Annotated in this window: 27 protein-coding genes; 18 read left to right on the top strand and 9 right to left on the bottom strand. The window is 61.5% G+C overall.

Annotated elements, in window-relative coordinates:
* The 4 genes from AC1DXU_RS12930 to AC1DXU_RS12945 form a co-directional block, all read left to right on the top strand.
* The coding region (locus AC1DXU_RS12930; RefSeq protein WP_477368976.1) for an aminotransferase class I/II-fold pyridoxal phosphate-dependent enzyme at positions 1-553 on the top strand (553 nt) is incomplete at its 5' end.
* Positions 554-750: 197 nt separating this feature from the next.
* Positions 751-1,185 carry a DUF2267 domain-containing protein gene (locus tag AC1DXU_RS12935; RefSeq protein WP_477368978.1) on the top strand — a complete coding sequence of 145 codons (435 nt, stop codon included), beginning with the start codon at positions 751-753 and terminating at the stop codon, positions 1,183-1,185.
* A 3-nt stretch (positions 1,186-1,188) separates the two neighbouring features.
* On the top strand, positions 1,189-1,920 hold the full coding sequence (locus AC1DXU_RS12940; protein WP_477368980.1) for a phosphoribosyltransferase: 732 nt from the start codon (positions 1,189-1,191) through the stop codon (positions 1,918-1,920).
* Positions 1,921-1,931: 11 nt separating this feature from the next.
* Positions 1,932-2,378, top strand: a complete 447-nt coding sequence (locus tag AC1DXU_RS12945; RefSeq protein ID WP_477314769.1) for a pyridoxamine 5'-phosphate oxidase family protein — start codon at positions 1,932-1,934, stop codon at positions 2,376-2,378.
* A 72-nt stretch (positions 2,379-2,450) separates the two neighbouring features.
* Here AC1DXU_RS12945 and AC1DXU_RS12950 read toward each other — a convergent pair whose 3' ends face one another.
* Entirely contained in the window at positions 2,451-3,287 is an 837-nt protein-coding gene (locus AC1DXU_RS12950; protein ID WP_477368981.1) for a universal stress protein, read from the bottom strand.
* A 175-nt stretch (positions 3,288-3,462) separates the two neighbouring features.
* On the opposite strand from AC1DXU_RS12950, the gene AC1DXU_RS12955 reads away from it, so the two are divergent.
* On the top strand, positions 3,463-3,861 hold the full coding sequence (locus AC1DXU_RS12955) for a c-type cytochrome (RefSeq protein WP_477314773.1): 399 nt from the start codon (positions 3,463-3,465) through the stop codon (positions 3,859-3,861).
* Positions 3,862-3,909: 48 nt separating this feature from the next.
* Positions 3,910-5,463 (top strand): bifunctional aminoglycoside phosphotransferase/ATP-binding protein, encoded by a 1,554-nt coding sequence (locus AC1DXU_RS12960; protein WP_477314775.1) that lies wholly within the window; start codon positions 3,910-3,912, stop codon positions 5,461-5,463.
* 22 nt (positions 5,464-5,485) lie between these two features.
* Here AC1DXU_RS12960 and AC1DXU_RS12965 read toward each other — a convergent pair whose 3' ends face one another.
* Entirely contained in the window at positions 5,486-8,167 is a 2,682-nt protein-coding gene (locus AC1DXU_RS12965; protein WP_477368983.1) for a bifunctional acetate--CoA ligase family protein/GNAT family N-acetyltransferase, read from the bottom strand.
* Positions 8,168-8,320: 153 nt separating this feature from the next.
* On the opposite strand from AC1DXU_RS12965, the gene AC1DXU_RS12970 reads away from it, so the two are divergent.
* The 6 genes from AC1DXU_RS12970 to AC1DXU_RS12995 all read left to right on the top strand — a co-directional run bounded on the left by AC1DXU_RS12970 (position 8,321) and on the right by AC1DXU_RS12995 (position 13,430).
* Positions 8,321-8,707, top strand: coding sequence for a DUF302 domain-containing protein (locus AC1DXU_RS12970; protein WP_477368985.1), 387 nt, complete (start codon positions 8,321-8,323; stop codon positions 8,705-8,707).
* 35 nt (positions 8,708-8,742) lie between these two features.
* A complete protein-coding gene (locus AC1DXU_RS12975) occupies positions 8,743-10,596 on the top strand; it encodes a heavy metal translocating P-type ATPase (RefSeq protein ID WP_477368987.1) in 1,854 nt (617 codons plus the stop codon).
* Between the two features lie 27 nt (positions 10,597-10,623).
* Entirely contained in the window at positions 10,624-11,073 is a 450-nt protein-coding gene (gene trxC / locus AC1DXU_RS12980; RefSeq protein WP_477368989.1) for a thioredoxin TrxC, read from the top strand.
* A 10-nt stretch (positions 11,074-11,083) separates the two neighbouring features.
* Positions 11,084-12,337 (top strand): MgtC/SapB family protein, encoded by a 1,254-nt coding sequence (locus AC1DXU_RS12985; RefSeq protein WP_477368991.1) that lies wholly within the window; start codon positions 11,084-11,086, stop codon positions 12,335-12,337.
* 83 nt (positions 12,338-12,420) lie between these two features.
* Positions 12,421-12,807 carry a hypothetical protein gene (locus AC1DXU_RS12990; RefSeq protein WP_477368993.1) on the top strand — a complete coding sequence of 129 codons (387 nt, stop codon included), beginning with the start codon at positions 12,421-12,423 and terminating at the stop codon, positions 12,805-12,807.
* 32 nt (positions 12,808-12,839) lie between these two features.
* Positions 12,840-13,430 carry an NAD(P)H-dependent oxidoreductase gene (locus AC1DXU_RS12995; protein WP_477368995.1) on the top strand — a complete coding sequence of 197 codons (591 nt, stop codon included), beginning with the start codon at positions 12,840-12,842 and terminating at the stop codon, positions 13,428-13,430.
* A 69-nt stretch (positions 13,431-13,499) separates the two neighbouring features.
* On the opposite strand, the gene AC1DXU_RS13000 is transcribed toward AC1DXU_RS12995, so the two are convergent.
* Both AC1DXU_RS13000 and AC1DXU_RS13005 read right to left on the bottom strand, forming a co-directional pair.
* Entirely contained in the window at positions 13,500-13,997 is a 498-nt protein-coding gene (locus AC1DXU_RS13000) for a plastocyanin/azurin family copper-binding protein (protein ID WP_477368997.1), read from the bottom strand.
* A gap of 372 nt (positions 13,998-14,369) precedes the next feature.
* On the bottom strand, positions 14,370-14,882 hold the full coding sequence (locus AC1DXU_RS13005) for an SRPBCC family protein (RefSeq protein ID WP_477368999.1): 513 nt from the start codon (positions 14,880-14,882) through the stop codon (positions 14,370-14,372).
* Positions 14,883-15,045: 163 nt separating this feature from the next.
* On the opposite strand from AC1DXU_RS13005, the gene AC1DXU_RS13010 reads away from it, so the two are divergent.
* The 4 genes from AC1DXU_RS13010 (at position 15,046) to AC1DXU_RS13025 (ending at position 17,012) form a co-directional block, all read left to right on the top strand.
* On the top strand, positions 15,046-15,426 hold the full coding sequence (locus tag AC1DXU_RS13010; RefSeq protein WP_477369001.1) for a hypothetical protein: 381 nt from the start codon (positions 15,046-15,048) through the stop codon (positions 15,424-15,426).
* Positions 15,427-15,774: 348 nt separating this feature from the next.
* Entirely contained in the window at positions 15,775-16,206 is a 432-nt protein-coding gene (copM, locus tag AC1DXU_RS13015) for a CopM family metallochaperone (protein WP_477369003.1), read from the top strand.
* A 12-nt stretch (positions 16,207-16,218) separates the two neighbouring features.
* Positions 16,219-16,497, top strand: coding sequence for a DUF5676 family membrane protein (locus AC1DXU_RS13020; RefSeq protein WP_477369005.1), 279 nt, complete (start codon positions 16,219-16,221; stop codon positions 16,495-16,497).
* Between the two features lie 20 nt (positions 16,498-16,517).
* The gene (locus AC1DXU_RS13025) at positions 16,518-17,012 is read left to right on the top strand and encodes a hypothetical protein (protein ID WP_477369007.1); all 495 of its coding nucleotides are present in this window, start codon (positions 16,518-16,520) and stop codon (positions 17,010-17,012) included.
* A 196-nt stretch (positions 17,013-17,208) separates the two neighbouring features.
* On the opposite strand, the gene AC1DXU_RS13030 is transcribed toward AC1DXU_RS13025, so the two are convergent.
* From AC1DXU_RS13030 to AC1DXU_RS13040, 3 genes are all read right to left on the bottom strand, one after another.
* Entirely contained in the window at positions 17,209-18,618 is a 1,410-nt protein-coding gene (locus AC1DXU_RS13030; protein WP_477369009.1) for a protein kinase domain-containing protein, read from the bottom strand.
* A 20-nt stretch (positions 18,619-18,638) separates the two neighbouring features.
* Positions 18,639-19,382, bottom strand: coding sequence for a metallophosphoesterase family protein (locus AC1DXU_RS13035; protein ID WP_477369011.1), 744 nt, complete (start codon positions 19,380-19,382; stop codon positions 18,639-18,641).
* Positions 19,383-19,469: 87 nt separating this feature from the next.
* Entirely contained in the window at positions 19,470-19,721 is a 252-nt protein-coding gene (locus AC1DXU_RS13040; RefSeq protein WP_477369013.1) for a hypothetical protein, read from the bottom strand.
* 215 nt (positions 19,722-19,936) lie between these two features.
* Between AC1DXU_RS13040 and AC1DXU_RS13045 the strand changes: the two genes are divergently transcribed.
* Together AC1DXU_RS13045 and AC1DXU_RS13050 are read left to right on the top strand one after the other, a co-directional pair.
* Positions 19,937-20,584 (top strand): helix-turn-helix domain-containing protein, encoded by a 648-nt coding sequence (locus tag AC1DXU_RS13045; RefSeq protein ID WP_477369015.1) that lies wholly within the window; start codon positions 19,937-19,939, stop codon positions 20,582-20,584.
* 66 nt (positions 20,585-20,650) lie between these two features.
* Positions 20,651-21,166 (top strand): N-acetyltransferase family protein, encoded by a 516-nt coding sequence (locus AC1DXU_RS13050; protein ID WP_477369017.1) that lies wholly within the window; start codon positions 20,651-20,653, stop codon positions 21,164-21,166.
* Positions 21,167-21,545: 379 nt separating this feature from the next.
* Here the strand turns inward: AC1DXU_RS13050 and AC1DXU_RS13055 are convergent, their stop codons facing one another.
* Positions 21,546-22,712, bottom strand: a complete 1,167-nt coding sequence (locus AC1DXU_RS13055; protein ID WP_477369019.1) for an acetate/propionate family kinase — start codon at positions 22,710-22,712, stop codon at positions 21,546-21,548.
* Between the two features lie 51 nt (positions 22,713-22,763).
* A complete protein-coding gene (locus tag AC1DXU_RS13060; RefSeq protein ID WP_477314802.1) occupies positions 22,764-25,187 on the bottom strand; it encodes a phosphoketolase family protein in 2,424 nt (807 codons plus the stop codon).
* Between the last annotated feature and the right edge of the window lie 57 nt (positions 25,188-25,244).

Below are 25,244 nucleotides of genomic sequence, written 5' to 3' on the forward strand. Positions count from 1 at the left end.
AGGCACGCTGGCCAAGGCGTTCGGCACGCTCGGCGGCTACATCACCGGTACAAGTGCGGTGATCGACGCCGTGCGCTCCTATGCGCCGGGCTTCATCTTCACCACGGCGCTGCCGCCGGCCGTCGCCGCTGCCGCCACCACCTCGATCCGCCACCTGAAGCGCTCGCAGGCTGAGCGCGACGCGCAACTGCGCCAGGCGACGCGGACCAAGCAGGTTCTGGCCGCCGCCGGCCTGCCGGTGCTGGAGTCGCCCACCCACATCGTGCCGCTGCTGGTCGGCGATCCCGAGCTCTGCAAGATGGCCAGCGACCGCCTGCTCGGCGTGCACGGCATCTACATCCAGCCGATCAACTACCCGACGGTGCCGCGCGGCACCGAGCGGCTGCGCATCACGCCGACGCCGTTCCACACCGATGCGCTGATCGCCTCGCTGCAGGACGCGCTGGTCGAGACCTGGGACGCGCTCGGCATCCCCTACGGTTCGGCAGGCCGTCCTTCGGTGGCCAAGAGCGACCGCATCATTCCGCTGCTGGTGGCGAAGTCTGGCGGTTGAAGCCGGGCGGCCAGGCGCCGCCGCCTGCTCAAACAGTCTTCATCCACTTTGCCAGGCGGTGTGCGGCTCCTCTCGCTCATTCGAGGGGCGGTGAAAGCACAATCGGACCTACGCATTTTTGAACGTTTTGATCGGGCTCAATGCTCGAAGCTTTTCGACGCCCTACAATGGAGTTCAAATCTTCGAGGAGCATCGCCATGGGTCACAGCTCTCACACGTCCTTTGCCGATTTCACGCATGCTGCCCAACAGGCGCAGCAATGGGTCAACGAGCTTGCCAGGGATCTTTGCTGGAGCGAGCCGAGCGCGTGCCGCCTACTGAGATCCGTCCTTCACACTGTGCGGGACTGGCTGTCGCAAGCGGAAATGGCCGATCTCTCGGCCCAACTGCCTGTTCTGGTCCGTGGCATCTACTTCGAAGGCTGGACTCCATCTGCGCCCGCGCATGAGCGCACGAAGCGCGACTTTGTTCTCAGCGTCAGAGACAGTTTCGGCTACGATGAGGAGGTCGATTTCGATGTCGCGATTGGCGCCGTGTTCAAGCTTCTGGACCGTCACATTTCGCATGGCGAGATCGTGCAAGTCAGAAACTCGATGAAGAAGTCGCTCAGAAAATTGTGGCCGGTGGACTGACCCATGTTCCGAGACCGGGAAGACGCTGGCGTGAGGCTTGGCCTGGAGCTGAGCAAGCTTCACCTGCATCAGCCTGTTGTCCTGGCATTGCCACGTGGCGGCGTGCCTGTCGCGGTGGAGGTGGCCAGAGCTCTCAATGCTCCTCTTGACCTGCTTATCGTCCGCAAGGTCGGCGCGCCAGGCAATCCCGAACTGGCTGTGGCCGCAATCGTCGATGGCGACCCTGGGGAGGTCGTTTTGAACCGGGAGATCGTCGAGACCTATGCGCTCGACGAAGGCGAGCTACGTGTCTTGATTGCAAAGGAGCGCCCAGAACTCGAACGCCGGCGCGCTGCCTATCGAGGCAAAACCAAACCGATCTCGATCGCGGGAAAGACCGCGATCATCGTCGATGACGGCGCTGCAACCGGTACGACCATGAAAATCGCAATCCGCGCCCTCAAGCGCCGGTCACCAAGGGAAATCATCGTGGCAGTTCCTGTTTCCCCGCAAGAGACGGTCGATGAACTGGCACGGGAAGCCGATCGTGTGGTTTGCCTCAGTCAGCCGGGACAGTTCCGTGCCCTGAGCTACCACTACTTGCGATTTCCTCAGCTCTCGGACAGCGATGTCGTCGCTGCGATGGGCGAGGCTGGTCGGTCGCAAACGGTCGGGCAACACCGAAGTGGGCAACACACAGCCGGCTCCGGTGCGAAAGCCGCCACGAAATCAGTGCCACGGAATACTGAGGAATAGGAGATCACGTCATGCTGGTCCGCGCGCTTTCTGCCTTGGAATGCACGAAAATCCTGATGGCCAATCGCGTTGGCCACTTGGCATGCGCAAAGGACGGGCAACCCTACGTCGTGCCCTTCTATTACGCCCATTCGGATGCTCATCTCTATGCGTTCTCAATGCCGGGAAAGAAGATCGAGTGGATGCGGGCCAATCCGCTGGTATCCGTCCAGGTTGACGAGCATGGCGAAGGGCGAGGATGGAGAAGTGTCGTTGTCGATGGCCGATACGAAGAATTGCCTGACCGGGTCGGCTACAAGCTTCAGCGGGATCATGCCTGGGAGGTGTTGAGCAAGCGCCCCGACTGGTGGGAACCTGGTGCACTCAAGCCCGTCGTTGCTCCCACAGCCGACACTGAACCGCACGTCTTCTTCCGGATCCTGATTGAGCAGGTGTCTGGACGAGAAGCGAGCGAGTAGTCGTCCCGCCAGCGAGAAATGGAATGAGCCGGCGCTATCTGCACCGGCCCTCCTTTCCCTCCTGTTGAATTGCTATCGCGCCATCAAGACCGGCAGCGATTGCCCCTCAAGCATTGACCTGGTGACGCCACCGAAAATCCGCTCGCGCAGCCGGGAATGACCGTAGGCACCCATGACCATCAGATCGGCTGCGACGTCGCCGGCGTGCTGGCGAAGCACCTCGGCAACCGAATGGTTCGCGCTCGGCAGTCGCTCGACCGTAACCTTGACGCCGTGCCGAGCGAGATAGGTTGCGGCATCCGCCCCGGGTTCCGCGCCGTGATGGAACTCGTCCTCGATTGGGTCGACCATAACGAGGCGAACCTCTACGGCGCTTTTCAGCATGTCGAGCGACTCGCGAACGGCGCGCGACGACTCAAGCCGGGCATCCCAAGCGATCAGAACGCGTTTCGGCTTCAGCGTTGGCCGCGCTCCCTCGGGAACAAGCAGGATGGGCTTTCCAGATGAGAACAGCGCGCCCTGGATGACTTTATCCCTCAGCGTCGGGCTTGAGAGCAGATCTGGGCCAAGAATGGTCAGATCGGCATAGCGGGCACGCCTTCCGACGACCTCGTCCGCCCAAGCCGTATCGGGATAGTCGTCGCTCAGATCAGCCGATACCGGGCTCTTCGCAAGAAAGGCGCCGACTGCCGAGATCCGCTTCTTGAGCCTCTTGACCTCGGCCTGACGCTCCTCGAGCCAGGCTGGGGAGACGACAGCCGCATACGCACCGCCCGAGGGCGGTGCAGCCAGCTCGAGAACGAGCACGGAGAGGTGGGCGCCGACCTGTTCGCACAGGCCGGCGGCGAGCTTCAGATCGCCCTCGCCCTGGTTTGGTCCGGTAACCGTAAGCAGTGTCTTGAAAGTCACGGCAACAACTCCTCATTTCGAATGATTTTTCAATCGTTGCTGAAGCCTAAGCGAGAGAGGCCGGTGCGTTCATTGCGCTGAATCAAACACCTTGGCCGCGGCGGGCGTTTGATCCGCATCAACGTGCTGGCCAATAAGGGTTGTAGGGTAGCGCCGATCAATCTGGGAAACGCAGATGAAGTTTCTGATCGCGGCGGCCCTGGCAGGCTTGGCCTTCAATGCGGCCGGCGCCCAGGAACTCGGCAACGGCAAGGTGGAATACATGAACTCTTGCGCCGTCTGCCACGGTGCTGAAGGCAAGGGCGATGGACCACTCGGCGACGAATTGTTGAAGCGGCCGGCCGACCTCACCCGTCTTTCGAGAGACAATGGCGGCGCGTTCCCCTACTGGCGCGTTTTCGCGACGATCGATGGCCGCACCATGGTGCCGGAGCATGGCGATCGCGACATGCCGGTCTGGGGCCGCCAATTCCTTCCCGGCGACGCCAAGAAATACGGCCCGAAAGCCGGCGAAATCGTCACCACGGAACGGATCCATGAGCTGGCAGGGTATGTCCAGACGCTGCAGCAATAGCATCCGAAGGCGGAATGCATATGTGGTGGACGCACGATCGAGGCAAACATGATCATCGAAGACCAGCAAGCCACTACCGCGTTTCTGCTTGATCCTGCCTCATATGGCGGGGGCGGACCGGTCGAAGCGATCGAAACCCATATCTCGCGTATTTTTCTGACTGGCGAACGCGCCTACAAGATGAAACGTGCGGTCAAGCTGCCCTATGTCGATTTCTCGGCGCCGGCCCTCAGGCTGGCCGCTTGCGAGAAGGAGGTGGAACTCAACTCGAAGACCGCACCAGGCCTCTATCTGGGTGTGCGCCGTATTACGCGCGAAGCCGACGGCAAGTTGGCTTTCGACGGTGCGGGCCAAACGGTCGACGCGGCGATCGAGATGGTCCGCTTCGACCAGTCGAAGCTTCTCGATCGTATGGCAACCGCGGGAGAATTGACGCCGGCGCTGATGACCGCGGTTGCGCGCATGATCGTCGGCTACCACCGTGCCGCGCCGACAATCCACAATGGCAGTGGCTCGTCCAATCTGGCCGGCGTGCTCGACATCAACGAGGCCGGCTTTGCCACCAGCCATGTTTTCACAAAACCGCAGATCGAACGCTTTGCCCAGGCCTTCCGCACCGCCCTCGCCCGGCATTCCGAATTGCTCGACCGCCGAGAAGCCGCTGGCAAGGTTCGCCGGTGCCACGGCGATCTGCACCTGCGCAACATCTGCCTTTTCGACGGCGAGCCCCGCCTCTTCGATTGCATCGAATTCAACGACCAGATCGCCAGCATCGACGTTCTCTACGATCTCGCTTTCCTGTTGATGGACCTCTGGCATCGCGGTTTTCCGCAGCTCGCCAATCTTGTGATGAATCGCTATCTCGACGAAGCCGACGATGAGGATGGGTTCATCCTGCTGCCCTTTTTCATGGCGGTGCGGGCCGCCGTGCGCGCCCATGTCACCGCAACGCAGGTCGAGGAGGGCAGCGCCGATTCACTGAAGTTGACTGCCGAGGCCAGATCCTATTTCGACCTTGCCCAAGGATTGCTCCAGGAAACATCGCCGCGGCTCATTGCCATCGGCGGCCTGAGTGGCTCGGGCAAGACGACAGTTGCAGAGGCGCTAGCTTCCCAGGTCGGTGCGCCGCCAGGCGCCCGCATTGTCGAAAGTGACCGTATCCGCAAGGCCATGCACGGTGTGCCGGCTGAAACGCGGCTGCCGGACAAGGCTTATCGGCCGGACGTATCGGACCGCGTCTACCGCGAAATGGCATGGCGCGCCGGCCTGGTCCTTGCGGAGGGCGGTTCGGTTGTCGCCGATGCCGTGTTTGACAGGCCTGCCGATCGCGACCGTATAGAGAAGGCGGCAAGCGTTAGGGGCGTGGCTGTCACCGGGTTCTGGCTGGAAGCGGATCCGCTTGTTCTCTGGCAACGTGTCAGCGAGCGCAAGGGAGGCCCTTCTGACGCCACCATAGATGTCCTTTCGCGACAGTTGCAGCGAAACGTCACCCAATCCAGCTGGCGCAAGATCAATGCCGATCGGAAGCTTGTCGACATCGTCGCAGAGCTGAGGAGGTTTTCCGAGACGGATGCATCCGAAACCCTGCGCACGGCCTCGTGAAGGCTGCGGCAAGTGATCGACCTTAGTGCAGTTGGAGCCTGGCTTCGACAAGGCCGGGTTCGTTGGGAAGATAGGCGATCGAGAAGCCGAATTCGCGGCACATGGCCACCATCCTCGTGTTCTCGCTGAGCACGATGCCTTCAATCCGACCGATCCCATCGGCCCTTGCATAATCGACGATCTGCCTGAGCAATTCCCAGCCCAGACCGTGCCCCTGCAGATCCGTGCGCACCAGCAGGGCGTATTCGGCAACGGAGCGGTCCGGATCGCATGAAAGTCGGCTGATGCCCGCCAAAGCGCCAGTGTTTGTCTCCAGAGCGACGAAGGCCATGTTGCGGTCATAGTCGAGTTGGGTGAGCCGCTTCAGCATCTGGTCGGAGAAGCTTTTTCGTGGCGACAGAAAACGCAGGCGCAGATCGTCAGGCGAAATTCTGGCAAGGAATTCGGGATAGAGCGCGATGTCGGCAGGCTTGATCGGCCGGATGTGATAGTGCGTGCCGCCTCCCAAAAACTCCTTCTCCCAACCCGACGGATAAGGCCTGATGGCAAGTGCGGGGTTCGGCCCCGCCTCTTCCACGCGTTCCGGCGCGATCTCGATGCGTGCGTCGAGCGCAATCACGCCCTCGGCGTTGGCCAGCAGCGGATTGATGTCTACAGAAACGAGGCACGGAATGTCGACGATCATCTGCGACAGGCCGTTGAGTGCAGCAATGATCGATTGCCGATCGGCCGGCTTGCGATCGCGGAATCCGGCAAGCAGGCGGCCGATCCGCGCTTGGTCGATCAGGTCACCGGCAAGAACGTCGTCGAGCGGCGGCAAGGCAATCGCTATGTCATCCATCACTTCGACCGCGACACCGCCAGCTCCAAACAGTATGGCGGGCCCGAAGATCGGATCATGGCTCATGCCGAGGATGAGCTCCTGCGCCTGTGTTCGCACCACCATCGGCTGAACGGCGTAGCCTTCAATATCGGCTTGCGGTGCGTACTTGCGCACCCGCGCCTCGATTGCGCGTGCTGCAGTTCCGGCGGCAGCGGCATCGGCAATGTTGAGCACCACCCCGCCAATGTCCGATTTGTGCGAGATCGCCTTGGACAGCAGCTTGACGACGATATGTTCAGACGCGTTGAGGAGCCGGCCGGCCGCCACTTCCGCTTCAGCGGGAGATCTGGCGACGACCGTCTCGGGCACCGGGATGCCATAGGCGGAAATTGCTGCCTTGGCTTCCGGTTCGGTCAGCATTCGCCGCCCCTCCTTCGCTGCCTGCCTGAATATGGCCAGAACGGCTTCCCGATCGCTCGTGACGTCCTCGCTGTGTCTCGACGGTGTGCGCAGCAATGCCCGCTGGGCACGCGACCATTCGCTGAGGTAAGAGACGGCGGTGGCAGCGTCAGCCGGGGTTTCAAAACTGGCAATGCCGGCATCTTGAAGGATTTGTCGCCCGGCGTGCGCCGTGTGTTCTCCGAGCCAGCAGGTCAGAACCGGTTTGCCGGCGATCATCCCTTCCGTTGCGAGTTCCGCAACCGCGGTTGCCGCGGCAAGCGGCGAGCCCAGCCCCGTTGGACAATTCATCACCAGGACGACGTCCGTTCCGGGATCGGACGCCGCGGCTTCGACGGCGGCCCTGTAACGCTCAGGCGGGGCGTCGCCAATGATGTCGATCGGATTGGCGTGCGACCATGTTCGCGGCAGCACGGCGTTCAGGCGTTCGATGGTGGCCGCTGAAAGCGCGGCCAGTTCCCCTTTGCAGTCGATGAGCTGATCGATGGCCAATACCCCTGCCCCGCCGCCATTGGTGACAATGCCGACACGGGCCTGTTCGAGAGGAGCGAAGCGGGCGATCGTTTCAGCGGCATCAAAAAGCTCGGTCAGGCCTTTGACACGCAAGATGCCAGCGCGCAGCAATGCCGCATCGACGACACGATCGGCCCCCGACAGCGCTCCGGTGTGGGTCGCAGCCGCTTTGGCCGATTGCTCGTGCCGACCCGATTTTATCGCGATCACCGGCTTGATCCGCGCCGCAGCACGGGCGGCCGAGATGAACTTGCGCGGATTGGGAATTGTCTCGAGATACATCACGATGGCGCGCGTGTGGATGTCGCCCGCCAGCATGCCGAGACAATCTCCCACGTCGACATCAGCCATGTCGCCAAGGGAGACAATCTGCGAGAAGCCGACATTGTTGTCTGCTGCCCAGTCGATGAGCGACGTGGCAATGGCGCCGGATTGCGACAGCAGCGCGATGTTGCCCGCCTTGGCGGCCATATGCGCAAATCCGGCATTGAGCCGTAGCGGCGGGATCATCAGCCCGACCGTGTTCGGTCCGATGATGCGGAACAGGGCGGGCTTGGCAGCGTCGAGCATGGCCTGGCGCAGGCCGTTCTCGCGCGTGAGCCCGGCGGTGATGACGACCGCCGCCCGCGTGCCCTTGTCTGCGAGGTCGCGCACGATGCCGGGAACCGTCTCCGGCGGCGTCACGATGACACCGAGGTCGGGAATACCTGGCAGGTCTGCCGCCTTCGCATAGCAACGCAGCCCGGCCACTTTCGAGTGCTTCGGATTGACCGGCCAGATCTCGCCCGCGAAGCCGCCATTGACGATGTTGTCGAAGACCACACGCCCGACAGAGCCGTCGCGCACCGATGCCCCAAACACTGCAACCGACTTCGGGGCAAACGCATGTTCGAGATTTCGGATCGTCACCGCTATATCTCCCGTTCGCGGCGATAGTCACCAATCGATCTTGCCCGTTCATTGCGTTGGATCAAAGCCTCCTCCGGTGATCGCGATTAGCTCTTGCGCGAGGTCGTTCGCAAAGTGGCGACGAGCTGTTGCGATCAACGATTGGAGAGTTAGATGAGCTACTATTTCAGCAAGATCGTCGCCATGCCGTTCACAGCGGCAATCGACCACGTGACCGACAAACTCGCAAGCAAGGGGTTTGGCGTTCTGACATCGATCGATGTCCAGAAGACCATGAAGGCCAAGCTTGGCGCAGATTTCAGGCCCTATGTGATCCTGGGCGCGTGCAATCCACATTTCGCATGGCGGGCGCTTCAGGCCGAAGACAAGATCGGAACCATGCTGCCCTGCAACGTCATCGTCACGGAGGTCGGACCAGGAAAGGTAGAGGTCGCAGCGGTGGATCCGGTCGCTTCAATGGGAGCTATCGGCAATCGCGAGCTTGCGCAGGTCGCGAACGATGTGCGTCGCCTGCTCGAGGAGATGGTCCGCGAACTCTAGCGCCAAGGGGGCCATCAAGGGTTGAGGGACATCGGATGAACGAGTCTGCTCTACGACGCGCCTTGCTGGTCATTGCCATCCTGGGTCTCGCCGTTGGAATCGGAGCCTGGCGAGCCGGGCTCGGCCCCCTTAAAGCCGACACGATCTGGACGGTGGCGACATTGCCCGTGGTGGCGGCTCTCGCCATCTCCATTCTGCGCGATTTCTGGATCGGCCGTTTCGGTGTCGATGCGATTGCGCTGGTGTCGATGTCCGCCGCGCTGCTGCTCGGCCAATCCCTGGCGGCAGTGGTGGTGGCGATCATGTATGCCGGCGGCACGGTGCTTGAAGATTTCGCCCGCGGCCGCGCGGAACGGAACCTCAAGGCTTTAACCGACCGGTCACCGCGTGTCGCACACCGCAAGTCGACACATGGAACAGAAAGGATCCCCGTCGAAGAAGTGGCCGCCGGCGACAACCTCCTGGTGCGTGCCGGCGAACTGCTTCCCGTCGACGGCATCCTGCTCGATGCTTCGGCCTCGCTCGACGAGTCGGCGGTGACCGGTGAGCCGCTGCCGGAACGGCGGACAGCAGGCGATCTGCTGCGCAGCGGCACCCTCAACGCTGGTGAGTCCTTCAGCATGCGGGCTTCGGCCCTGGCTGAACAAAGCACTTATGCTGCGATCGTTCGCATGGTTGCTGCTGCGCAAACCGCGAAATCCCCGTTCATCCGCATGGCCGACCGCTTTGCGCTGTTCCTGCTGCCAGCCACTTTGTTGGTCTCCGGTGCCGCTTGGTACATCTCCAACGATCCGATCCGGGCTCTTGCCGTTCTGGTCGTCGCGACACCTTGTCCGCTCATCCTCGCGGCACCCGTTGCCTTTATCGGTGGCGTATCTCGCGCCGCGCGTGCCGGCATCCTGATGAAAGGCAGCGCGGCTCTGGAGGCGCTTGCGCAGGTCCGAACCGCGATCTTCGACAAGACGGGGACCTTGACCATAGGCGGCGCCGAACTCATCGAAATCGAGACAGCACCCGGCGGTGACGCGAACCATTCGCTGCAGCTGTTGGCATCCCTCGAACAGGCCTCGCACCATGTGCTCGCCGACTCGATCATCCGGGCGGCGCGTGACAGACAGCTGATGCTTTCGCATCCGCGCGATGTCCGGGAGCATCGCGGTGCGGGCCTGAAGGGCCGGGTCGACAAGATGTCGATCGCGGCGGGATCGCGGGCCCTCGTACTCGCCAACAAACCGCTGCCCGGCTGGGCAAAAAGCGGCGAAGAAAAATACCGGGACGAGCCGGTACTCAGGGTTTTCCTAGCAAGCGGCGGACGGCTTGCCGGTGTTTTCACGTTTGGCGACGCCCTGCGTGTTGATGCACACGATGCACTCGGCAAGCTGCGCTCGGCCGGCATTGCGCGCATGGTTATGCTGACAGGAGACGATGGCGTGGCAGCCAAGCGCATTTCCGCCTTGCTCGACCTCGACGCCATAGTTGCCGATGCGACCCCTGCCGAAAAAGTTGCGACGGTCGAAGCCGAGAAAGTCTTGGCACCGACGATGATGGTCGGCGACGGCATCAACGATGCGCCCGCGCTGGCGGTCGCAACGGTCGGTGTCGCCATGGGTGCACGTGGTGCGACTGCCTCTTCCGAGGCGGCCGACGTCATCGTGCTGACCGACAGGCTGCAGCCCGTTGTCGATGCAGTTCGGATTGCACGGCGAACCCGATCGATCGCCTTGCAAAGCATCATCGCCGGGCTGGCGCTGTCGGGGCTGGCCATGATCGCGGCGGCCATGGGGCAGATCACGCCGGTTGCGGGAGCGCTGCTTCAGGAAGGGATTGACGTGGCAGTTATCCTGAACGCGTTGCGCACCCTTGGCGATGGACATCTATGGCGCGCATAGTAGACGACAGCTGATCGGTGAATGGCCATGGCACAGCAGAATCTGGTGGTTTGCAGCAAATGCGGTGGGGTCAACCGCTTGCCGCCGGTCCGCAACGCCATGGAGGCGAAATGTGGAAAGTGCGGGAACCGGCTGTTTTCGGGGCATCCCGAAGATGTCGATGCCGCGATCTTCGATAGTCAGATCGCGCGCAGCAGCCTGCCCGTTGTCGTCGACATCTGGGCCCCCTGGTGCGGTCCCTGCAAGTTGATGGCGCCGGCTTACGAAGCGGCAGCAAGTGAATTGGAGCCGCATGTTCGCCTGATCAAACTCAATTCCGACAATGAGCAGGCCGTCGCGGCCAGGCTCAGCATTCGCGGCATCCCGACCATGATCCTCTTTCATGGCGGGCGCCAAATCGCGCGCACATCAGGTGCCATGACGGCGAGCCAGATCGTCAGGTGGGTTCGAGATCGCCTGCCGACGGTCGCCGCCTGAGAGACACCCAATGGATTCGCTCATCGCCCGGCTCGGATTTGCCCTCGCGATAGGCCTGCTCGTCGGCTTGGAGCGTGGTTGGCAAGAGCGCGATGCACCGGATCGCAGTCGCACGGCCGGCATCCGGACATTCGGCATCTCCGGCCTGCTCGGCGGCGTGCTCGCCGCACTTGCCAACGCGCTCGGCGCGGTATCCGTACTGGTCGGCGGCTTCATCGCCTTTGCGGCAATCTTCGCCTGGTTCAAGGCGCGCGAGGCCGTCCATGATGAGGATTTCAGCGTCACGAGCGTGATCGCCGGCCTTGGCGTTTTCGCGCTTGGGGCGCTTTCCGTCGCCGGCGATTATCGCGCGGCTGCTGCCGGTGGGGCGGCACTGGCGACGGTCCTGGCCAGCCGAGAGGTCCTGCATGGCCTTTTGAAGCGATTGACCTGGGTTGAACTGCGTTCAGCGCTGATCCTGGCGGTGATGACGGCGATCGTTCTGCCCCTGTTGCCAAACCGGACGATGGACCCGTGGGGCGGTTTCAATCCTTGGGAAGTTTGGTTCCTGACGGTGCTGATGGCTTCGATTTCGTTCGCCGGCTATGTGGCTGTTCGAATTCTAGGCAATACGCGTGGTCTGCTGGTCAGTTCGCTCGCCGGTGCGATCGTCTCTTCGACCGCGGTGACTTTGGCGCTTGCCCGCAATGCGGCGTCGGCAAGCAATCCGCTGCCGCTCGTTGGGGCGGCATCTCTGGCTGCGATGGTTTCGGTGCTGCGCGTCTGCGCCGTGGTTCTGATCGTCGAACCAAGCGTGTTCGCCTCGGTCGCAATTCCGGCGATTGCCGCGGCGCTTGCCTTGGCTGTCTGCGGCGCATTGCTCCTGACTCGCGACGGCGGGAACGGTGAAGGCGGCACGATCGCGCGCAATCCATTCGAACTTGGCCCGTTGCTGCTCTTCGCCTTGCTCTTTGCGATCGTATCAACCGCAAGTGCCGGGCTGGCCACTCAATTCGGCCGGCGCGGTCTACTGGCGAGTTCGGCGCTGGCAGGCACATTCGATGTCGATGTCTCGGTGCTTGGCGCGCTGCGCCTGGTCAAGCATTCCGTGTCCGTCGAGACCGTGGGACAGGCCGTACTCGCGGCGCTGGCAGCAAACGCCATCGGCCGCCTGTCGCTCGCAGTATTTGCCGGTCCGGTTAGATTCTGGCTGCCACTAGCCGTCGCAACCCTGATCGCAGCGACCATCGGCATCTGCGCCCTCCTGTTGCTCGGTCCTGGATAGAGGCGCTGTTCTCGAGCCTTCCTTGATGCGGATCAAGGGCCGGGACCGCGCCGCTCTATAAAACTCCGTGAAAGGAGTTTGCCATGACCAATCTGAAGGACCTCACCCCGAAATTCCGCAATGTCCGGCTGCTGCTCGCGCGTGAAAAAGGCCACCCAGATGGCGACCGCGAAGAGGGCTACGACCTGCTGGCGCCGTTGACCGGCGAAGGAAAGATCGATGCGGAAGAATGGAAATCGCACAAGGCCTCTTGCCGTGTTCGTCGCTTTCGCACCGGCGAGGAGGATCTGATCGGCCGGCTGAGGCGCAAACCGGGCGGACAGTGGTATTTCGACTATGCCGAGGGCGATCGCGACGACGAGGTCGGCTTCCATCTCGGCGACGAACGGTTCGTGACCGGTGAGTACGTGTCGATAGAGCGCAACGGCGCCATGCACACCTACCGGGTGGCAAGGGTCGAGCGGCCCTGACGCGGCAACGCCAGGCTCACTGGGAGTCGACCATGTCGCGACGCATTCTCATCGTGGTCGGCCATCCCGACCCGTCCCCGGACCGGCTCTGCCGTGGCCTTGCCAACGCCTATGGCGAGGGCGCGCAAAAGGCGGGGCACGCCGTGCGCCGGGTCGATTTGGCGGCGCTTGATTTTCCGATGCTGCGGACGATGCAGGAGTTCGAACATGGTGCGGTTCCCGACGAGCTGAAGGATGCAGCCGACGCGATCGTCTGGGCCGAGCACATCGTCTTTGTTTTTCCACTCTGGCTCGGGACGATGCCGGCCATGCTCAAGGCATTTCTGGAACAGGTGATGCGGCCGGGAACGGCCTTTGCCTACCCGGACAAGGGCGGCGGCTTCACCAGGACACTGCTTCGCGGCCGCTCTGCGCGCGTCGTGGTGACGATGGGCATGCCTTCCGTTGTCTACCGGCTATGGTTCCTCGGACACGGCATCGCCGGCATGAAGCGAAGCATCCTGCATTTTGTCGGCATCAGTCCGGTGCGCGAGACCTTGTTCGGCGTGGTCGCTGGCGCCAGCGATGCCACCCGCGCGAAGTGGATCCAGCAAATGCGCAAGCTCGGCGAGCGAGCGCTTTAGCGCTGCGATCCGAGCTAGCAGTCAGAAACTTGATGCGGTGCGCCACCGGCAAGACAAACGACCCCGGCTTTATGGCTCGACGGTGAATTCGGCCCACATGCCGGCACCATAGTGACCTGGCACGTTGCAGATGAGCAGGTATTTTCCGGCCTTCAGATCGACGGTCAACGTGCCTGATTTGCCAGGATCGAGTTCCGAAACCTCGCCCTTGTCACCAGCCTTGTCTTCGTCGACCCGGTTCTCGGCATCAAGGTAAGGAAGCGGCTTGCCGGGATCGGCAAGGAACATCACGATCATTTCGTGGACCGTGTCCTTGGAGTCATTTTTCACATTGAAAGTGACCTCCCCGGCCTTCACGGTACCGGGCAAAGCCTTGATGCCCATGGTCACCTTGGCGAGATCGAGTCCGGGCACTGCATAGGCGAGCCCCATCGGCATCTCCGTGCTCGCGCCCTTGTCCCACAGCGAGATCTGGACAAGCGAAGCAGCTTGGACGACGCCGGCACTGCCGGCCATGAGCATCGCCGCGGCAAACCCGAGCGCTGCTCTCCTCAACATGGTTTTCATGGCAATCTCCTTCAGAACGGCAGCCGAAGTGCTCTACGTCCCAACCGTCATCCTGCTCGCGGCGTCACCCCGCCGTCGTTGCGCCAGATCAAACCGACCGGGGCCACCCCATCAGCGGCGCCGATGCTGATGTCAGCCAGTCGATGCGGTCTATGCCGACTACGGCACCGCCACCGCCCGCGCGCTCCGGCGGGTTGCAACGGTAGAGATATCCGGGCGGGATCTTGCGGCCGGCTCCATGGGGCCGAAGGTGAGCGCCGCTATGGGGTTCGCTGCGACGGGCAAACCTGCAGCGATCGGCAAGCTCGATGATGCCGTCGAAATTGTCAGAGGGGAGCGAGGCACACGGTTCGAAGCCGACGCTCGCCTCGCTCAGCCTGTCGAAGGGACTGCCTGCGCCCCCGCCGTCTCGAAATAGCGGGCCGCGTCTTTCGCCATCCGGCCAGTACACCAGCGCGCGTATGCACTCGCAAAGATCAGGCCAAGCCAACGGGACGGTGCCGCTTCCGGCAGGTCGTATTCAATGAAGACTCGAAGCCGGCACCCTCTCGCCTCGGGCACTATTTCGAAACCCATGCGATAGCGGCCGATTACCCAGAGATTTGGCGCTCCGATGGTCTCCCAGACCTTCAGTCTGGGTGGCATCCGGTTTGTAACCACCTGTTCCGCAGACAGCGCAATTCCAAGTATCTTTCCATGGAATCCGAACTTGGAGCCGACTAAGCGGGCTTCGCCCGCGTCGAACTCGTAGTCCATTTTCGAACCGAGCATCATCCATGACGAGGCGCTCATGTGAGCCCCCAGATGCCTGTGGTCGTCGAGATAGGCGAACACGGTCTCGACTGCGGATTCTATCCTGACGGTAGTCTCGATGGAACGTGACATTGCTGGCATTGTCTCACCTCCGGTTCATCCCTGGTTTCAGGACAGACCTAAGAAAACATTCCGATCCCGTGTCGGATGAAGACCTGCAGATTAGGCGCTCTCTCGGAGCCGCGGCGTTGATTTGTGTCAAAGTGGCGATGCCCAGTTGGGCTACATTAAATGCATGAAAATCGCGTTGGCTCAGCTTCGGTTACTGCTGTCCGTGATCCTCCTGATCGTCGGCGGCGCCATTGCTGGTCTTGCCGGCCAGGCTTCCGAAGCCGGCGGTACAGCCGAGGTCGCGACGCTCTCGACGAGTACACCCAACAAGGTGTCAGGTCACATCGCGCTTATGGACCCGGACAACCATCGCGCCTCATGTGATAGTTGCCCGGATTGCATACACTCGGGCGGCCCTGGCTGCTGTGCCGTCGGCATTTCCACCGACGAATGCGGTGTTCTTCACGACGCCCCGGATGCCGTCAGCTTCGTAGTGGGCAAGGCGTTCCTGGCAACGGGTATCGACCCCAAGGCCCTCCTGCAACCTCCCAAGATCTTCGCCTGATGTCGCGCCGTGGCGGTCCTTGCGACTGCTGAATCCAGCAGCGCACGTCAAGGCCCCACAACGTGCTAACGATCCGCGAGACCATAATCGGCAGCAGCGATCTGGGTTGCCTTGCGCACCCATTTCAGAGTTCGCCCGTCGGTTCACACCAACGACAAGGAAACAGTCATGAAAACCCACCTTCGATTGATCACGCTTGCCGCATTCGCAACCCTGTCGGGCGCGGCTTTTGCTCAGTGAGATCCGCACCACCCGGCGGTCGACGCGCCTCAAACCACGACAACGGCACCGGCCGAGGAGGCGATGCCGGGCGGGTCGCCCGAGCAATGCACGGCGATGATGTCCACGATGCAAAAGATGCTGCCCATGATGCAGCAAATGATGCCGATGATGCAGCAGATGATGCAGGGCGGCGGAATGCACGGCGGTCAGGACGGCATGATGCAGGGCGGGCAAGGCGGCATGATGCAGGACGGTCAGGGCGGTATGACGAACGGCATGCCGATGGACGCTGCCAACATGCCCGAGGCCTCCAGGAAGTATATGGAGGCCATGAAGCGAATGGACGGGCCGATGATGCGGGGCATCCAGGCCGGCGATCCTGATGTCGCTTTTGTCCAGGCGATGATTCCGCACCATCAGGGGGCGATCGACATGGCCCGTGCGGTCCTGCAATTCGGCCAGGATGATCAGGTCAAGGCGTGGGCCAATCAGATCATCACTGCTCAACAGGCCGAAATTGCTGCAATGCAGGAATGGCTCAAGCAGCACGTGAAATGACAGGAGGAAGCCGTGAACAAACTCAGCATTCCGTCCGTCGGCATTGCGCTAGGCGTGACGCTGGCCCTGACCAGCATGCTCTGTGCTCTGGCCTTCGCCATCTGGCCGAACGCAACACTCGATTTCTTCGGCGCTTTCATGCACGGACTTGACCTCAATGCGGTCAGATCCACAGTGCCAATGAGCCTTGGCCGCGTTCTCTACGGCGTCGTTGGCCTTGGCATCGTCGGGCTGTTGGCGGGTGTCGTTTACGCCTCGATCTACAATGTCGTCGTAGCCGGTCGCCGCTAAGGCAAATCGAGGTTCTGCTCATGAAAGCTGCAACCAATCCCTGGTCGATGTCGTCTGCAATTCTTGCTCTGACAGGAATGATAATCGTCGGAATCGGGCTGTATTTCATCCTTCTCCGACCGCCACTGCTGCCCGAGGACATCCGCTATATGCGCCTCTCGGCTGCCGAGTTGGAAGTCATCGGTCCGCGTCTTGCCATGTGGCTGACGCAGGTTTTCCGGGTGCTCGGCGGCTACGCCCTCGCCACCGGCGTTCTCCTGATTGCGCTGGCACTCACCGCGTTCCGCGCGCGTCAACCGATCGCGGTGGCCGGTGCTCTGGTTGGAGGGGCACCGGCCATAGGATTGATGTCGGCGGTGAACTTCATGATCGACTCCGATTTCAAGTGGCCCTTGTTTGCCTGCGCGCTGGTCTGGGCTCTCAGTCTCATCATGTACGGCTTCGAAAGCTACAACCCGGTGCTTGAGCAAGGACAATCTCAGCCAGGCGACAAATCGAAGGAACCCAATCCATGAAATCGAACGCGTACAGCATGATCGGGTCACGCGGCTGAGCCTAAACCTACGTCACCGCGCCAGTGGCCGTTGCGTTTCTCTGTGGGCAAGTGGTCCGATTCGATCGGGTGCAGACCGTCGGTCTGATCGGCTTTGCCGTCACCCTGGTGCATTATTGATCCTTGTAAAGACGCCCGCCCCTAAATCCTGAAGCGCATCAAAGCGGCCGCCGCTGCTGTTCTTCGACTGCCTTCAATCGGACCACTGAAACCGAGCAAAGGGCCTGTGCCACGACCTTGGTCGAGACGCTGCCGAGGTGGCGGCGAATTGCCGAGGACGCCCGGGCTCCAACCACGATGTGCCCGACGTCATTGTGCTCGGCGTAGGTGAGGATCGCATCGGCGGGGCTGACAGCTTCAAGCACATGATAGCTGACGCGGTCTTCCGGCAGATGCAGTGGATGGGCCCAATCCTTGAGAGCGACGAGCCGCTTCAAATAGACCGAGCGCCCGGATTCGTCGGTCGCCGGCGTGTCGCCGATGATTTCAGTCTTCAGGACCGTCACGCAGGCCAGCCACGAATCCTCCCGCGAGGCCAGCACACGGGCGGTTTCGTTGAGAACCTCGCCCGCCAGCGCATCGCTGCCATTGGCCAGATCGACTGCGGCAAGAACAATCGACGGTCCGGCCTGTGCCCTCGACGAGGTCGGCCTGCCGACACGCGTTCTGTCATCCGTCTTGCGAAACAGGCTGGTGATCGCAGCCCACACACCCTCGTTCTTAGGCTTAAGCTTGGCAACGACCACCTGGTCGGGACTCCTCAGATCGGACAGGATGTGTGCCGCCTCGACGTATCGTTGAGACCTGTCCACTTCCATACATTTCAGAATGATGGCTTCCAGCCACCGCGGAATGGCGTCGTTGATATCCCGTGGCAACCTGGGCGCATGATAGAACCTGCGCTTCATTCCCGCCAAAGTCGCCGGCCGCCCGAACGGCTCCTCACCCGTGGCCAGCTGATAGAGGATGCAACCCAGCGCGAACAGGTCACTTGCGGGAGCAGATCGCTCCCCGAGCACCTGTTCGGGTGAAATATAGGCGGCGGTGCCCATCGGCACTGAGCTTTCCGCGCCGAGAAGATCAGGGAGCTCTGCATGTCGGGCGAGCCCGAAGTCGAGGAGCACCGCACCGCGTTTGGCGAGAATGACATTCTCCGGCTTGAGATCGAGATGTACGACCTTCTGCCGGTGCAGGGCGGCGAGCGCCGTCGCTATCTCGATGCCGATCCTTGCTACCTCGTCCGCTGGCAGAGGCGCGTTACCGACGATATCTGCAAGGCCCTTTCCGACCACGAACTCCATGGCTATGTAGGGAACCTGCGCCAGGCTCCCGGATGCAGCGAAACGCGGCACATGCGGTCCCGACAGGCGTTTCAGGATCAGCTCCTCCACCTCGAAACCGAGGATGACGGAAACATCCGCGCCCGGATCGAGAAAAGGGATCTTCAGCACAAGCGGAAAATCGTAGCGCGGGTTGGTCGCCCGCCAAAGCGAGGCCATGCCGCCGGAGGGGAGCTTTTCGACCAGCTCGAAATCATCGATGACTGCCCCTGCGTCAAACCTTTGCATCAAGTACGTCTCCTTGAAGCCTAGCGGCCGATCTTCAGCCGCATGCCAAGCCATCCAGGCAGGCCGGCGGCGTGGATCTTGCGGGCTGTTTCTTCTTGATCATAGGGAACACGAACCATCGTGACCTCGTGCCGCTGCGTGTCGACAAGAACAAAGCACGCCGCCGGGTTGCCATCGCGCGGTTGGCCGACAGCGCCGGCAATCACCAGGTGCCGCCTCATCTCCGACAGGGGTGCGGCCACATTGTCATGCGGCTGAAAATGCATCGGCCGGCGACCGGGCAGCGCGTAGTAGATGGCGGGAATGTGGGTGTGGCCGCAGAAAACGAAGCGCGCATCGCTTGCCGAGAGGCAGCGTTCCGCTGAATCCACGTCGCGGATATAGGGCCACTTTCCCGGTCGTTCCGCACTTGCGTGCACATACAGGCGGTCTTCGGATTGCAGCGAAAGCTGTAGTCGCGCCAAGAAATCGAGATGCGCCGGGGCGATGCGTTTGCGAGTCCACTGGACGGCGAACCGCGCATTCTCAGTCATGTTACTCAGGTTCAACGCTACCGCTTCGTCGTGGTTGCCCATGATGCAAAGCGCGCCGTCAGCCATCAGTTGGGCGGCCTTCTCGATCACATAGATGGGATCAGGACCGTAGCCGACCAGATCGCCGAGCAATACCAATTCGTCTGGACTACCGCGTTCGTGAACAGCTTCCAGGACCGCGTCGAACGCCTCGCGATTGGCATGGATGTCAGACAGGATCGCGATGCGCATTCAACCTTGTCCCAGAGATTGGCAAAACATGGCAAGGCGCGTGACGTGATTGATTTGATATGGCTGCGTCGCGATCATAGGGGACGGCTAATGCAACGTGCCGTCTTTTTGGGGCGGTGCAACAACATGGCTGAGTGACGCAGAGTCTGTTTCAGCGTCTGCGTTCGCGCCTTTGGAAACCAGGCGTATGACAAAGACGAAGTATCCGACCTGCAGAACGACCAAGTCGATAATCGCCCAGCCCAGTGCTGTCCAGACCGAGCCCGTTTCTGCGTAGGTCCAGACCGCGACGATAGTCGAGGTGACAGACATTCCCACCAGGAATTGCGGAAGGTACATTCGCTGCCCACCAGCCGTTCCGATGCTAGAATTCGAAACGACTCCCGATTGCCATCGCCCAAAGCGAAGAAGGACTTAGGCGACCCGCGCGCCTGGGCACTTGATGTAGATCAACAATCCGCACGACTAGGTAGTTTCCCGTAGGGATATAACCGAATTTCGCAACCCCCGGATTCGCGCGATTGCTTTGTCACGGATCAACCGGGAAAACAGCCATGCACGCCTACACGAGTTCCAAAATTTCACTGCCGTCGCTTTCTGTGCAACCAACCCTGCCGAACGCATTCGACCCGGCACCGTTGCAGCCGCTAAGCTTTTTTCCCGCCGGCGCTGAAATCTATGCCCAGGGCGAGAAGGCTGGAGCCTTCTATCAGGTCGAATTCGGTGCCGTGCGCATCTACCGTCTGCTTGCCGACGGTCGCCGGCAGATCAGCGCCTTTCACCTTGCCGGAGAGACATTCGGGCTCGAGGCAGACGCAACGCATCATTTCTTCGCAGAGGCAATCAATGCCACAGCTGTCCGCGTCTTTCGGCTCGCCGCCGGGGCGGACATGTCCCGCCAACTATTGCCCTTGGCGCTGAAGGGTTTGACCCGCGCGCAGGAACATCTGCTGGTTCTCGGCCGCCAGAATGCCATTGAACGCGTCGCCGCCTTCTTGGTCGACATGGCCGAGCGGCAAGGCGGATTGCGGCAGGTCGAGCTGCCGATGTCACGCATGGACATCGGCGACTATCTCGGCCTCACCATCGAGACCGTATCGCGGGTTTTCACCCGGCTGAAGGACAAGGGCGTGATCCGCCTGCTTAACCTGCGCAACATCGAAATCCTCAAGCAGGACGTGTTGCAGACCATGGGCGAATAGGGCTTCGCCTGCGGAAGAGACATCACCACGCCACAACACCGGCTCGGTTTCAAGGACCAGACTACAATGGACAACACACTTATCACCCACACCGGATTTCGCTTCGAAGTGCGTCGCGCGCGCGCTCAGGATGAGCCGACGCTGGCCGAGTTCTTCACCCATGTGACCCCGGACGACCTGCGCTTCCGCTTTCTCGGCGCTGTGAAGAACGTCTCGCACGAACGGCTGGTGGCGATGACACGCTCAGACGACCCCCATATCCATAATTTCCTCGCATTCTCGATCGAGGGGATGCTGATCGCGGTAGCGACGCTGGCAAGCGATCGAGCCGACCGAACCGGCGAGGTTGCGATTTGCATTCGCGCAGATCGCAAGCATCTGGGCGTTGGCTGGGAGCTGCTCGCCTATATCGCCAAATATGCCGAGGAACTCGGCCTCGAGGCCATCGAATCGATCGAGAGCCGTGAAAACCGCGCTGCGATCGAGGTCGAGCGCGATATGGGTTTCACCGTCACGACCGATCCCGACGATGCGACGCTTGTCCTGGTTCGGCGGGAACTGGGGGCGCGATCAGCCGCCTAGCTGCCGCGGTCCGAGCAGCCCGACCAACCGTGCTGCTTGTCACCCTCCCCACAACTTACTTTCGCCGGCGAGCGGCTGGCGTGGCGGGGCGGTTATAAGTGATCTGTCCAAATGCCAATACGGCCGAAAAGAACACAAATGCGAGGACTACACAGGTTATGATTACGGTCGATTCGATAGGCATTGCGAGCTTCTCCATTTACGAGAAAGCTAAGCCGGGTCGAGTTTCGTTGCCTTGATCCAGGTCAACAGGCCGAAGCGCTGGTTTTGTGATTGATTATCGGAGCATTGCTTCGAACTGGCGCCGGCACGCGGGCGTTCATCGGCGGATTGGCCGCCATGATGAAGCGGCCGAAGTGCTAGATCAACCGCATCTGGTTCAGAAGATGAGCATCTCCTTAGCCACCGCGCTTTCTTCATTCGCGGGGATGACAAGGACATCGACCCGCGAATTCGGGGCACTCACCACATCGTCGCCACGCAGATTGTGATCATCATCGACCATGACGCCAAGCCATCCAGCCTCGACACATATCCTCTGCCGAATCTGAGCTGCGTGCTCGCCGATTCCGGCGGTAAACACCAGCGTGTCGAGCCCTCCGAGCGCGGCTACCAGAGAGCCTATTTCGCGCCCGACGCGATAAATGAAGAGGTCAACGGCTTGTGCCGCCGCCGGGTCGTTCGACCCAAGCAGCGTCTGCATATCTCCGGAAACACCGGACACGCCCAGCAGGCCGGAGCTCTCGTAAAGCAGCATAGTGAGTTCTTTAGGCGACAGCTTCTGATTCTGCAGAAGATAGAGAATGACCCCGGGATCGATTGCGCCACAGCGGGTGCTCATAACGAGACCATCGAGTGTCGAAAACCCCATGGTGGTGGCGACACTTGCCCCTGATCTCATTGCGCACAGGCTGGCGCCGCTGCCGAGATGGGCGACGATCGTCCGGCCGCCGGCGCCCACGCCGTATCGGTCTCGCAGCTTCGAAGCGATATGGCTATAGGACAGCCCATGAAACCCGTAGGAAACGATGCCCGCCTCGGTCATCGCGCGCGGCAGCCCGTAGATTTTGGCAAGCTCCGGCCGGGTCGAATGAAACGCCGTGTCGAAGCACCCGATCTGGAGGGCCTGCGGCAAGAGGTCCGTGGCCATCGCGACAATCTCGAGATTGATCCGTTGATGGATAGGCGCCATCGGCTCGAGCAGGCGCAGTGCTTTGAGCGTGCGTTTGTCGAGCCGCGTCGCTTCGGTGAAGTCACGCCCGCCGTGAACGATCCTGTGCCCTACCCTGTCGATGCGACGCAGCAATCCGCTTTCGGCTAGCACGGATGCAACTGCTGCGAACGCCTTGGCGATATCGATCGGTGCGTCGCCGAGGCTTCTGTCGATCCTGGACCTGCCGGCCGGGGCCTCGACTCGCAGCCGCGGTTGATGGCCGAGAGAAGAGACGTTGCCGCGCAGCAGTAGCGGAAGTTCGTCACGCCCTTCGAAGACGGCGAACTTCAGGCTGGAAGAACCACCGTTCAGGACAAGGATCGCATCGGTCATGAAGCCATCCAGTATGTTTCTCGCCCGATGTGCTTGTGGACGGGCATCAGCTCAATCTGGACGCTTCGGCGCCGCATCAGGATCCTGTCCCCACTTCCAGCCAAGGATCTCCGGCATATCCTGACCATGGGCGCGAATATAGGCTCGATGTTCAAGCAGCTTGCTTTCCATCGCCTGCTTCAAGGCGACCCGGACGCTTTTCAGTTGCGGAACCCAGTCAAGGACGCTTTTGATGAGATGGAAGCGGTCAAGGCCGTTCAGAACAGTCATATCGAAAGGTGTCGTCGTCGTCCCTTCCTCGTTGTAGCCGCGCACATGGATATTGTCGTGGTTGGTGCGGCGATAAGTCAGGCGATGAATGGTCCAGGGATAGCCGTGATAGGCAAAGATGACCGGCTTGTCGGTGGTGAACAGCGCATCGAAATCGCGATCCGAAAGACCGTGCGGATGATTTTCCTTTGGCTGAAGAGTCATCAGGTCGACGACATTGACCACCCTGATCCTGAGATCGGGAACCTGTTGCCTCAGGATCTGCACTGCCGCCAGCGTTTCGAGGGTCGGGACGTCGCCAGCGCAAGCCATCACGACGTCGGGCTCAGCCCCATCGTCCGTTGACGCCCAGTCCCAGATGCCGATCCCTGCCCTGCAGTGAACGATTGCCCTGTCCATCGACAGCCACTGCCATGATGGCGGCTTGCCGGCGACGATTATGTTGATGCGGTTCCAGGTCTGCAGCACATGGTCGGTCACGCACAGCAACGTGTTGGCGTCCGGTGGCAGGTAGACCCGCACAATGTCGGCCTTCTTGTTGAGGGCGACGTCGATGAAGCCAGGGTCCTGATGGCTGAAGCCGTTGTGTTCCTGATGCCAGACATGGCTGGACAACAGATAATTCAGCGATGCGATCGGCCGCCGCCACGGGATATCGCGGCAGGCATCCAGCCATTTCGCGTGCTGATTGAACATGGAATCGACGATATGGATAAACGCCTCGTAGCAGGAAAACAGACCATGGCGCCCGGTGAGCAAATAGCCTTCCAGCCAGCCCTGGCAGGTGTGCTCGGAGAGGATTTCGAGAACCCGGCCATCGCGCCCAAGATGAACGTCTTCGGGCAGGATCTTTTCCATCCAGCCACGCTCGGTCACTTCAAACACGTCCTGAAGGCGGTTCGAGGCAGTCTCGTCGGGGCCGACGATGCGAAAGTTCTTCGATGCCTCGTTCAACTGCATGACATCCCGCAGGAAACTGCCCATGACCCGCGTCGACTCCGCCTTTGCGTCGCCGGGGTGCTCGAGCGCAATTGCGTGATCATGCAACCCGGGCAGTTCGAGAGACCTGCGCAGCAAGCCGCCATTGGCATGCGGGTTGGCGCTCATACGTTTCGTCGCCTGGGGTGCCGTAGCGCGGATCGAGGCGACAGGAGCGCCTGCGGCGTCGAACAGCTCCTCGGGCCGGTAGCTTTTCAGCCATTCCTCGAGCAGCTTGAGATGGGCTGGGTTTTCGGCAAGGCCTGATAGGGGAACCTGATGCGAGCGCCAGAAGCCCTCGGTCTTCAGACCGTCGACCTCTTTCGGTCCCGTCCACCCCTTGGGACTCCTCAGCACGATCATCGGCCATTTTGGTCGCGACGCGGCCGCCACAGGTCCGTTGCGTGCGGCATGCTGGATAGAATGGATCCGATCAAACGCATCGTCGAGTACGCCCGCCATCCGCTCATGCATCAGGGCCGGCTCGTCGCCTTCCACGAACAGCGGCTCGTAGCCGTAGCCGGTAAACAGCGCGCGCAATTCGTCTTCGGGAATGCGCGCCAGAATGGTTGGATTGGCGATCTTGTAGCCGTTCAGATGCAGGATCGGCAGCACTACCCCGTCGCGCGCGGGGTTGAGGAATTTGTTGGAATGCCACGCGGCCGCCAGTGGTCCCGTTTCAGCCTCGCCGTCACCGACGACACAGGCGACCACAAGATCCGGATTGTCAAAGGCCGCGCCATAGGCATGCGCAAGCGAATAGCCCAACTCCCCGCCCTCATGGATCGAGCCGGGCACATCCGGTGCTGCATGGCTCGGGATACCGCCGGGAAACGAAAACTGCCGGAACAGCTTGCGCATCCCCTGCTCGTCCATCGCAATGTCGGGATTGAGCTCGCTGTAGGTGCCCTCCAGATAGGTATTGGCCACCATTGCCGGGCCGCCATGGCCGGGACCGCAGACATAGATCACATTTGCGTCCCTGAGCCGGATCGCGCGATTGAGGTGCGCATAGATGAAGCTCAGTCCCGGCGACGTTCCCCAATGGCCAAGCAGGCGCGGCTTGACGTGCTCCAGCCGCAACGGTTCGCGCAGCAGTGGATTGTCGAGCAGGTAGATCTGGCCAATCGTCAAATAGTTGGCGGCGCGCCAATAGGCGTCGATATCGTGCAATTCGCGATCTGACAGCCGGCCACTGGAAGCTGGTATTGTCGTATGCTCGGTCATGTCTGGCTCCCATTGCCCTGTTGGCGCCCGGTCGCAGATTGCGACATGGGCATGTGT

This window comes from Mesorhizobium sp. P3_A10, assembly GCF_056403175.1.

Bases quoted from the DNA above. Each gene is read 5' to 3' on its own strand.
- trxC (WP_477368989.1), top strand. From the start codon at position 10,624: ATGGCACAGCAGAATCTGGTGGTTTGCAGCAAATGCGGTGGGGTCAAC.
- AC1DXU_RS13025 (WP_477369007.1), top strand. From the start codon at position 16,518: ATGAAAGCTGCAACCAATCCCTGGTCGATGTCGTCTGCAATTCTTGCT.
- AC1DXU_RS13045 (WP_477369015.1), top strand. From the start codon at position 19,937: ATGCACGCCTACACGAGTTCCAAAATTTCACTGCCGTCGCTTTCTGTG.
- AC1DXU_RS12935 (WP_477368978.1), top strand. From the start codon at position 751: ATGGGTCACAGCTCTCACACGTCCTTTGCCGATTTCACGCATGCTGCC.
- AC1DXU_RS12970 (WP_477368985.1), top strand. From the start codon at position 8,321: ATGAGCTACTATTTCAGCAAGATCGTCGCCATGCCGTTCACAGCGGCA.
- AC1DXU_RS13000 (WP_477368997.1), bottom strand. From the start codon at position 13,997: ATGAAAACCATGTTGAGGAGAGCAGCGCTCGGGTTTGCCGCGGCGATG.
- AC1DXU_RS13050 (WP_477369017.1), top strand. From the start codon at position 20,651: ATGGACAACACACTTATCACCCACACCGGATTTCGCTTCGAAGTGCGT.
- AC1DXU_RS12945 (WP_477314769.1), top strand. From the start codon at position 1,932: ATGCTGGTCCGCGCGCTTTCTGCCTTGGAATGCACGAAAATCCTGATG.
- AC1DXU_RS13055 (WP_477369019.1), bottom strand. From the start codon at position 22,712: ATGACCGATGCGATCCTTGTCCTGAACGGTGGTTCTTCCAGCCTGAAG.
- AC1DXU_RS12990 (WP_477368993.1), top strand. From the start codon at position 12,421: ATGACCAATCTGAAGGACCTCACCCCGAAATTCCGCAATGTCCGGCTG.
- AC1DXU_RS13035 (WP_477369011.1), bottom strand. From the start codon at position 19,382: ATGCGCATCGCGATCCTGTCTGACATCCATGCCAATCGCGAGGCGTTC.
- copM (WP_477369003.1), top strand. From the start codon at position 15,775: ATGCAAAAGATGCTGCCCATGATGCAGCAAATGATGCCGATGATGCAG.
- AC1DXU_RS12940 (WP_477368980.1), top strand. From the start codon at position 1,189: ATGTTCCGAGACCGGGAAGACGCTGGCGTGAGGCTTGGCCTGGAGCTG.
- AC1DXU_RS13005 (WP_477368999.1), bottom strand. From the start codon at position 14,882: ATGTCACGTTCCATCGAGACTACCGTCAGGATAGAATCCGCAGTCGAG.
- AC1DXU_RS12975 (WP_477368987.1), top strand. From the start codon at position 8,743: ATGAACGAGTCTGCTCTACGACGCGCCTTGCTGGTCATTGCCATCCTG.
- AC1DXU_RS13060 (WP_477314802.1), bottom strand. From the start codon at position 25,187: ATGACCGAGCATACGACAATACCAGCTTCCAGTGGCCGGCTGTCAGAT.
- AC1DXU_RS12995 (WP_477368995.1), top strand. From the start codon at position 12,840: ATGTCGCGACGCATTCTCATCGTGGTCGGCCATCCCGACCCGTCCCCG.
- AC1DXU_RS13030 (WP_477369009.1), bottom strand. From the start codon at position 18,618: ATGCAAAGGTTTGACGCAGGGGCAGTCATCGATGATTTCGAGCTGGTC.
- AC1DXU_RS12955 (WP_477314773.1), top strand. From the start codon at position 3,463: ATGAAGTTTCTGATCGCGGCGGCCCTGGCAGGCTTGGCCTTCAATGCG.
- AC1DXU_RS12960 (WP_477314775.1), top strand. From the start codon at position 3,910: ATGATCATCGAAGACCAGCAAGCCACTACCGCGTTTCTGCTTGATCCT.
- AC1DXU_RS12985 (WP_477368991.1), top strand. From the start codon at position 11,084: ATGGATTCGCTCATCGCCCGGCTCGGATTTGCCCTCGCGATAGGCCTG.
- AC1DXU_RS13040 (WP_477369013.1), bottom strand. From the start codon at position 19,721: ATGTACCTTCCGCAATTCCTGGTGGGAATGTCTGTCACCTCGACTATC.
- AC1DXU_RS13010 (WP_477369001.1), top strand. From the start codon at position 15,046: ATGAAAATCGCGTTGGCTCAGCTTCGGTTACTGCTGTCCGTGATCCTC.